At 63.1% G+C, this 8,419-nt stretch carries 5 protein-coding genes and 2 rRNA genes; all 7 read right to left on the bottom strand.

What is annotated here, in order from left to right:
- Positions 1-82: 82 nt before the first annotated feature.
- Positions 83-1,378, bottom strand: a complete 1,296-nt coding sequence (locus CKW24_RS04565; RefSeq protein WP_095165625.1) for a tryptophan 7-halogenase — start codon at positions 1,376-1,378, stop codon at positions 83-85.
- The gene (locus tag CKW24_RS04570; protein WP_095165626.1) at positions 1,375-2,052 is read right to left on the bottom strand and encodes a S8/S53 family peptidase; all 678 of its coding nucleotides are present in this window, start codon (positions 2,050-2,052) and stop codon (positions 1,375-1,377) included. Before CKW24_RS04570 ends, CKW24_RS04565 begins: the two co-directional genes overlap by 4 nt.
- Positions 2,042-3,760 (bottom strand): ABC transporter ATP-binding protein, encoded by a 1,719-nt coding sequence (locus tag CKW24_RS04575; RefSeq protein ID WP_095165627.1) that lies wholly within the window; start codon positions 3,758-3,760, stop codon positions 2,042-2,044. The genes CKW24_RS04570 and CKW24_RS04575 overlap by 11 nt, the downstream gene beginning before the upstream one ends.
- On the bottom strand, positions 3,760-5,664 hold the full coding sequence (locus tag CKW24_RS04580; protein ID WP_095165628.1) for a sigma-54-dependent Fis family transcriptional regulator: 1,905 nt from the start codon (positions 5,662-5,664) through the stop codon (positions 3,760-3,762). The genes CKW24_RS04575 and CKW24_RS04580 overlap by 1 nt, the downstream gene beginning before the upstream one ends.
- Positions 5,665-5,897: 233 nt before the next feature.
- Positions 5,898-7,790, bottom strand: coding sequence for a penicillin-binding protein 2 (gene mrdA / locus CKW24_RS04585; RefSeq protein WP_095165630.1), 1,893 nt, complete (start codon positions 7,788-7,790; stop codon positions 5,898-5,900).
- A gap of 223 nt (positions 7,791-8,013) precedes the next feature.
- Positions 8,014-8,129, bottom strand: a 5S ribosomal RNA gene (rrf, locus tag CKW24_RS04590).
- A 183-nt stretch (positions 8,130-8,312) separates the two neighbouring features.
- A 23S ribosomal RNA gene (locus CKW24_RS04595) occupies positions 8,313-8,419 on the bottom strand; the annotation flags it as partial.

An 8,419-nucleotide genomic window follows, 5' to 3' on the forward strand; every position in this document is an offset into this window, starting at 1 on the left:
AGCTCCCACAAGGGATGTGTGATCGATCCCCCTTGTGGGAGCGAGCTTGCTGGCGAATAGACCCGCCCAGTCAGCACCCATTTCAGGGCTGGTAGCCTTGCGTCAACAACCAGCGCCTGACCAACGTTCCCTGTTCTGCCGTCAGCCCTGCCAGCGCCTCTGCGGCGGGCTGACTACGCAACCGCCGCAGCAACGGCGCCAGCTCCACTCCGTGCACATGCCAGATCCCCAATGGCTGGTCTGCGGTGATCACCACCTCGGCCTCATCGACAAAGCCGTCCTTGAGCACCGGTGCCCGCTCAATCCGCAGCGCGGCAAAGTCTGCTTCGGCGTGTGCCACTTGGCTGTCTGGCCATTGCCGGCGAGCCTGCCAGAACGGCTGTTGCGGCCAGCGCTGTTCGTCGGCATAAAAGTCCCGGCCGATCCGTGCAAACCGCAGGAACAGTTGTTCCAACCGCATCCGGTGAAATCCCTGGGCCAGCGCCGCCCGCTCGGGTTTGCGCAGCAGGGTATTGATCACCACCGGGGCCTGCAGGGCCGAGGACAGGGACTGGAAAATACCGTTGCCCGACAGCGGGTCCACGGCCATCGCCGCATCACCGACCCGGATCCAGTTGTCGCCACACACCTGCGAGGACAATATGGCGGTGCTGCTGCGGGCATGCAGCTGCACGTCGAGTTGCGCTGCATCGGCAAAGAATGCCCTGGCCAGTGCCGAAGCCTCGCGCCGCTGGCGACAGTAGTCGAGCAACAGTGCCTTGGCCGGCAATGTGGCGCTGGCCACGTCCACCGTCCATTGCCAATAACACTGACCGTCAGCCCGCCGGGCCATCCATGCCCAGCCCTGCTCCAGGCTTTCCACCGCACTGGCGGTACTGCCCGGCGTGCCCTGCCAGCGATTGAGCAGGCTGACAGTTTCCGGTCCGCGCAGGCCTTTGCCGAGCGCCGGGGACTGACGCCCCCGAGCCTCGATGAGGAAATCCGCCAGTAGCGGCTCACGCCCTTGGACCTCGATCCTATGTCCCGATGCGCTCGACTGAACGTTCAGCACCCGGCCTTCAATGACCTCGACGCCCGCTCGGCGCAGGTCCTCACGCAAGCCGCGGTCAAAGCTCGGGCGGTCCAGCAGGTACTCGATATTCTGCGCATGCTGCTGACCGTTCCACGACACCTGTCGCTGGGACGCCAGTGCGCCCTGCGCCAGCGCCTGTTCCAGCCCGGCGCCACGCAAGGCTTCCAGCACCCGCAGGGAAACCCCTTCGAGTGCCGCAAAGCGTCGCCATTCGCTGACCAGCGTCACCGGGTAACCCAGCCGACGCAAGCCCAGCGCAGTAGCCGCACCGGCCGGCCCGGCACCGAGGATCAGCAACGTGTTCATGGGCCAATACGCCGTTCAGGGCCACGATAGTGGGCGTTGTCCTGTAGCCACTGGATGACCTGCTCATTGCTGGCCTGGGGCTGGGCCAGCAAGAATGCTGCGATGTGCCCACTCAACGCCGCACAACCGAGGCTGGCACCCGACTGTCCTGGGTGGGTGCCCTGCACGCACGCGGCGAAATCCGCCTGGGCACTGTTGAGCCACGACCATTGCGACTCGGCACAACGGGCATCGCCAGTGCCCCGCAGCACCTGTGGATAATTGGCTGGAAACACCCCCTCGCCTTGCGCCGGGCTGGAGGCGCAAAGCAACACGCCGCGGGCCTGCGCCGCGGCGCAGGCTTGGCGCAACAGGCTGCGATCCTGACGCAGGCCGAGGCTCAGATTGATCAGGCGAACGTCCTGCGCCACCAGCCAATCGATCGCGGTGGCGATCTGCAAGGCGCTGGTGACCCCGCGCTGGTCAAACACCTGGGCCACACAAAACCGCGCTGCGGGCGCGCGCCGGCCGATGGCCTCGAGCACCGCGCTGCCATGGCCCAGCGGATCGTCACACAGCGCGCCTTCGGCCAGCCCATCGTCCAGCAGGGAGAAACGTCTTCGCGCAACCACCAGCGGCTGCTGCGCCGCCGAGTGGCCGCTGTCGACCAAACCGACCAGCAGTTCAGGCTTCATGCAGCACCGTTTTTGCAATGAGTAGGCCGTCGAGCAATTCAAAGCGTAAATCGGCATCGGCCAGGGTCGAGGGACGGTGGCTGATCAGGATCCGCGTGCGCCCGGCAAACAGTCGGTCGATGGCTTCGATAACCTCGCGCTCGGTGGTTTCATCCACCGCCGAGGTGGCTTCGTCCAGCACCAGGATCAAGGGGTCCTGCAACAAGGCGCGGGCAATCGCGATCCGCTGTTTCTGCCCACCCGAGAGCTGCTGGCCGCGCTCGCCCAATGGGCTGTCGAGGCCTTCGGGCAACGACTCGATCAGGCTCTGGAGTTGCGCCAGCCGCGCCACTTCAGCAATCGCCTGGCGGCTGGCGTCCGGCACCGCGTAGGCCAGGTTGTCGGCCAGGCTGCCGCGAAACAACACGATGTCCTGGCTGACCACGGCAATCCGCCGGCGCAATTGGAACAGGTCCAGCTCCCGCAGATCGACCTCCCCCAGCAGTACCCGACCGGACTGCGGATCGTGATGACGCTGCAGCAGGTCGATCAGGGTCGACTTGCCGACGCCGGAGCCACCGCTCAAGGCAACCTTCAAGCCGTAGGGAATGCGTGCCTGGATACCGCGCAAGGTGCTCGGGCGGCCGGGGTGGCTGAAGTGCACGTTGTCGAAACGCAGTTCACCGCAGGTCGGCATCGGTTGTGGCGTGAGCGGGCTCAGCACGCTCGGCGTTTCGCCCCGCAGCTCCATCACCCGGCCGAGGCTGACGGTCATGCGCTGGATCGCCACGTACAAGCCCAACAAGCTCTGGACTGGCCCGACGGCCATGCCCAGGTAGGTGGAAAAGGCGATCAATGCCCCCAACTGCCAAGTGCCCTGCACCACCCAGTAGCCACCGATCAGGAAGGCACAGGCGCGTGACAAGGAGGTCAGGGTGCCCGGCACCGCCTGGGTGAAGAACTCGGTGATTTGCAGGCGCAGCAACTGGCTCATGTAACCATGGCCCAGGGATTCCAGGCGTCGCGCTTCGCGCTGTTGCTGGCCGGCGGACTGGATGAATTTCATCACCGGCAGGGTCTCGACCATGAACGAGGACATGTCCGCCGAGCGCTCGCGCAACTGCCGCACATCCCGTTCGACCTTGCGCCGCATCCAGCGCAACCAGAGCACGTCGAGGGGAATCAGGATCAACGCGAGCAACGACAGTTTCCACGACAGGGTCAGCAGCATGGCCACCGCGCAGACCAGGCCGATCACGCTGGATACCGCCGAGAACAGCGAGTCCACGGCAAAGCGCTGGATCTCGGCCACGTCGCCATCCAGGCGCGACATCAGGTCGCCGATCCGCCGTTGCCCGTAGAATCCCGGCGACAGGGTTTGCAGGTGCCGGTACAGGTCGTCACGCAGGGAAAATAGAATCCGCCCCGAGAGTCGGGTATGCAGGTAACGGTTGATTCCCGACAGTGCCGTGCCAAGCAATCCCGCGCCAATCATCAGCGCGGCGATCAGCACCAGCATGGAAAAGTCCCGGGCCAGCAAGCCGTCGTCGATCAGCAGCTTGGTGAGCCAGGGCTGCACCAGGACCAGCAGCGAGGCGCACATCGACAACCCCAACAACCCGCCGATCGCCAACCGGTGCGGCCGCACGAAGCTGTAGAGCCAGGCCAGCGCGGCGTCCAGTGCCTGGGGGTTGGGGCTGTCGACCAGCCTGACAATCCAGCGCCGCATCAGCTGCGCAACTGTTTAAGCTTGCGGTACAGGGTCGCGCGACTGATGCCCAAGGCGTCGGCGGCGGCCGAGACATTACCCTGGTGGCTGTCCAGGGACTGACGAATCAGTTCCAGTTCGTTCTCGCGGATGCTGCCCGCCTGCGGGCGTTCGCTGGCGTTCAATTCGTCGAGCATGCTGTCGGGCAGGTGATCCAGGGTCAGTACGCTGTCCCCCGGCTCGCGCATGGCCAACGCGGTGCGCAGGACCATTTCCAGTTGGCGGATGTTACCTGGCCAATGGTAGCCACCGAGCAAGCGGTTCAAGTCGTCATGCAGGACTACCGCCGGGGCCTCCAGCTTGACCAGCAGGCGGGCGAGCAAAGCACTGAAGTCCTCGCGCTCACGCAAGGCCGGGAGCATCACGCTGATGCCGTTGACCCGGTAAAACAGGTCCTCGCGAAAATGTTTGTCTTCCACCAGGCGCTTGAGGTCGCGGTGGGTGGCGCAGATCAGCGCGACGTCGATGTCCTGTTCTTCACCGGCACCCAACGGCGCCACCTTGCGATCCTGCAGCACGCGCAACAGACGTGCCTGCAAGGCCAGGGGCATGTCGCCGATTTCATCGAGAAACAGGGTGCCGCCATGGGCCTGCTGCAGGCGCCCGACCATGCCGCCACGCCGCGAACCGGTGAATGCGCCTTCGCGGTAGCCGAACAGTTCCGACTCGATCAGGCCTTCGGGGATCGCCGCGCAATTCACCGCGACGAAAGGTTTGTCACAACGGGCGCCGGCCAGGTGCAGGGCGCGGGCGATGACTTCCTTGCCGGTGCCGGTCTCTCCCAGCAGCAACACTGGCAATTGATTGGCCAGGCCCTGGCGGGCCATGCGCAAGGCGCGGGCATAACGCGGATTGTTGCCGGCCAGGGCTTCGAGCTCCACTGGCGCCTTGAGCGGTTTTGCGCTGCTGCGCGCGGGCGTGCTGAGGTTGATCGAGCGCTGGGGGGCGCGCAGGGTTTTGTAGAAGAACTCGCCCTTGGCCGTTTGCAGGCTGCCGACACCGCCCTGCTGCAGACGCGCCAGCAGTTGCAAGCCGTCGACCCCAAGAAACTCTTCGCAGCGTCGCCCGACCAGCGCCGAACGCTCGGCGTGCAGCAACTGGCAGGCCTGGCCGCTGACTGCGAGGATCTGTCCGCCCAGGCTCACGGCCAGCAAGCCTTGCCAGGGGGATTCGAGGTATTGCCGGCGACTGTGGAAAGCCAGGACGATTTCGTCCGGATAACTGGCGTTGAACACCCGGCTTTCGATCTGGCTGACGGCCATGGCCAGCAGCGCGCTGCTGTCGTGGGCGCGGCCCAGCGGACCTTCGCGGGTCAGGTCGAGTACGCCGAGGATGTCGCCGTGGGGACAACGAATGGGCACGGAGGTGCAGGAGAAATCGCTCAGGCGATCGAGGTAGTGTTCGCCGCAATCGATCAGCGTCGGTCGTGCTTCCACCAGGGCGGTACCCAGCGCGTTGGTGCCACGAACGGCTTCGCTCCAGCAGGCGCCGAGGGTGATGTCCTGCAGACCGCTGCCCTTGAGGCGATCGGCGCGGCCTTCGACCGCAAGGATGGTGGCATCGGAGTTGGCGAGGATAATCAGCCCTTCCTTGCCCTGGCGTTCGGCCAGGTAATCGATGGCTGGCAGGGCCGCGTCGATCAGCAGCCGATTGCTGGCCAACAGCAGGTCCAGGCTCGCGCTCGATTCCAGCGCCAGTTCATGCTTGCCATTGAAGTGCACACCGTGGCTGAGGCTGCGTCGCCATGAAGCATCGATTTCGGCGCGTAACACGCCATCGGGGACTTCGCCTTCAAGGTGCAGTTTCTCCCGGGCGAGCCGGGCTTCGTGTGGCAGCTTTGCGGTTGTTGTTTTTATAAGGCTCATCAAGCGCTCCGGATCGGTCCGCCCATTACCTCGCCGGGCCATGTCCACACTCGCGACGAAGCACGCAAGTCATGGGCAAATGTCTACACCCGGTTCAGATGGCAGTAAAGGGAAGTTTGCCCGCTGACTCGGGCAACACTTTCCTCAAGCAAAACCTGCGCCATGGACAATCGGCGTCGCCTTCTATCTTTACGTTAACGTCAAGCAACTGGCAAGTGCCACGCAGGCCAACTTCATACCTGAGGGTCGCCATGAGCCTTGCTCGGGCTGGCGTATTGCGGTTTCAGGTGGCCGTCGTTGTCCAGCAGCCAGGCGTCCATGATCTGCCGCACCACGGGACCTGCGACACGACCGCCGGCCTCGCCGTTTTCGATCATCACCGAGATTACGATCTTGGGGTGTTCGGCCGGGGCAAAACCGACGAACAAGGCATTGTCGCGGTTGCGCTCCAGGGTCTTCGCCCGGTTGTAACGTTCGCCCTGCTTGATCGCTACCACCTGGGCGGTGCCGCTCTTGCCGGCGATGCGGTACTGGGCGCCCGCCGCTGCCGCCCGGGCAATGCCGCGCGCATCGTGCATGACCATCTGCATGCCGTGGTTGACCTGCTCCCAGTCGCGCGGGTCTTTCAACAGGATGTTGGGCATTGGATGTTCGTCCACTGGCGCGATGCCATCGACGCTCCTGGCCAGGTGCGGACGGTTCCACACGCCCTTGTTGGCGATCAGCGCCGTGGCCTGGGCGAGCTGCAGGGGGGTGACCTGCATGTAGCCCTGGCCGATGCCGAGGATCACCGTCTCCCCCGGGAACCAGGCCTGGCGGCGCGTAGCACGTTTCCAGGCGGGCGATGGCATCAGACCGGCTGACTCTTCGAACATGTCCAGCGAGACTTTTTCGCCGAGGCCGAACATGGCCATGTAGTCGTGAAGGCGGTCGATGCCCAGCTTATGCGCCAGGTCGTAGAAGTAGGTGTCGTTGGAACGCATGATCGCCGCGTCCATGTCGACCCAGCCGTCACCACTGTGGTTCCAGTTGCGGTATTTGTGGTCGAAGTCGGGCAATTGGTAGTAGCCCGGATCGAAGACCCGAGTCTGTGGCGTCACCACCCCGGCATCCAGGCCAGCAATCGCCACCTCTGGCTTGATGGTCGAGCCCGGCGCATACAGGCCGCGCAGCACGCGGTTGAATAACGGGCGGTCGATGGAGTCGTGCAGCGCGGCGTATTGCTTGAAACTAATGCCGGTGACAAACAGGTTGGGGTCGAAACTCGGCTTGCTGACCATGGCCAGCACCTCGCCGGTGGCCGGGTCGAGAGCGACCACCGAACCGCGCCGGTCACCCAGTGCGGCTTCCGCAGCCTCTTGCAGTTTGACGTCGAGGCTGAGGACGATGTTCTTCCCGGGAATCGGGTCGGTGTGCTTGAGCACCCGCAGCACGCGCCCCTGGGCGTTGGTCTCGACCTCTTCGTAACCAACGTGACCGTGCAGCTCGAACTCGTAGAATTTCTCGATGCCGGTCTTGCCGACCGACTGGGTGCCGCGGTATTCCACCGAGTCCAGGGTCTTGGATTCTTTCTCGTTGATCCGCCCGACATAACCGATGGAGTGGGCAAAGTGCGCGCCCAGCGGATAGTTGCGCACAAACTGCGGTTCGACATCGATGCCGGGCAAGCGGAACTGATTGACGGCGAGGATGGCGATTTGCTCTTCGCTCAACTCGTAGAACAGGGTGACGGGGACAAAAGGATGGCGCATCTGTTTCAGCGCCTTGTCGAACAATGCACGGTCTTCGCCAGGCAGGTGCAGCAAACTGATGAGGGTATCCAGTTCGCCTTTCACATCGGTAGCGCGCTCACGGGTGAGGGTGAGGTTGTAGCTGGGCCGGTTATCGGCCAGCAGCACCCCATTGCGGTCGTAGATCAGGCCACGCGTTGGGGTGATGGGCAGCACGTGCACCCGATTGTTTTCGGAGATGGTCGAGTGGTAGTCAAATTCGACGACCTGCAGGATGTACAAGCGCACCACCAGGGCGCAAGTGATGGCCGCCACGAGCAGCGCGCAGGCCATTAGCCGTTTGTTGACCAGGCGGGTTTCTTTCTCGTGGTCCTTGATGGGGATGGGTTCAGGCATTTCTACGGCAACTCTTTGACTGGATTAACCGCCGGTCCCTGGGCGTGTCATCAGTCCCTTGAAAAACGAGCTGCACCTTAACAAAACCCTGGGTCCACTTCAGGGTTAATCCACCCAATGGCGGCCCTGGAACATGAAAGATATGTCAGGTTGGCGCCGGACTTTCTCGCGGACAAAAACAAAACCCCTACCTGCATACGCAGATAGGGGTTTCGGAATTTAATCTTGACGATGACCTACTCTCACATGGGGAAACCCCACACTACCATCGGCGATGCATCGTTTCACTGCTGAGTTCGGGATGGGATCAGGTGGTTCCAATGCTCTATGGTCGTCAAGAAATTCGGGTACTGAGTCGTGGCCAGATGGCCTCGCTTCAGCAAATTGGGTATGTGATAGCTTTCGGTGTTGTGCGTTGCTTTGAGCAGATTCGAACTTTCGGTTCGTTTCGTCTTCACACACCGCAATCTGATGCTCCTCTTTGTTTCAAAATCAGGAGTAGTCAAATTGCTTGGGTGTTATATGGTCAAGCCTCACGGGCAATTAGTATTGGTTAGCTCAACGCCTCACAGCGCTTACACACCCAACCTATCAACGTCGTAGTCTTCGACGGCCCTTCAGGGGACTCA

The sequence above is a fragment of the Pseudomonas sp. Irchel 3H3 genome, assembly GCF_900187635.1.
Lineage (GTDB): Bacteria > Pseudomonadota > Gammaproteobacteria > Pseudomonadales > Pseudomonadaceae > Aquipseudomonas.

Excerpts from the sequence above, each read along its gene's own strand:
- mrdA (WP_095165630.1), bottom strand. The coding sequence starts at position 7,790 with ATGCCTGAACCCATCCCCATCAAGGACCACGAGAAAGAAACCCGCCTG.
- CKW24_RS04570 (WP_095165626.1), bottom strand. The coding sequence starts at position 2,052 with ATGAAGCCTGAACTGCTGGTCGGTTTGGTCGACAGCGGCCACTCGGCG.
- CKW24_RS04580 (WP_095165628.1), bottom strand. The coding sequence starts at position 5,664 with ATGAGCCTTATAAAAACAACAACCGCAAAGCTGCCACACGAAGCCCGG.
- CKW24_RS04565 (WP_095165625.1), bottom strand. The coding sequence starts at position 1,378 with ATGAACACGTTGCTGATCCTCGGTGCCGGGCCGGCCGGTGCGGCTACT.
- CKW24_RS04575 (WP_095165627.1), bottom strand. The coding sequence starts at position 3,760 with ATGCGGCGCTGGATTGTCAGGCTGGTCGACAGCCCCAACCCCCAGGCA.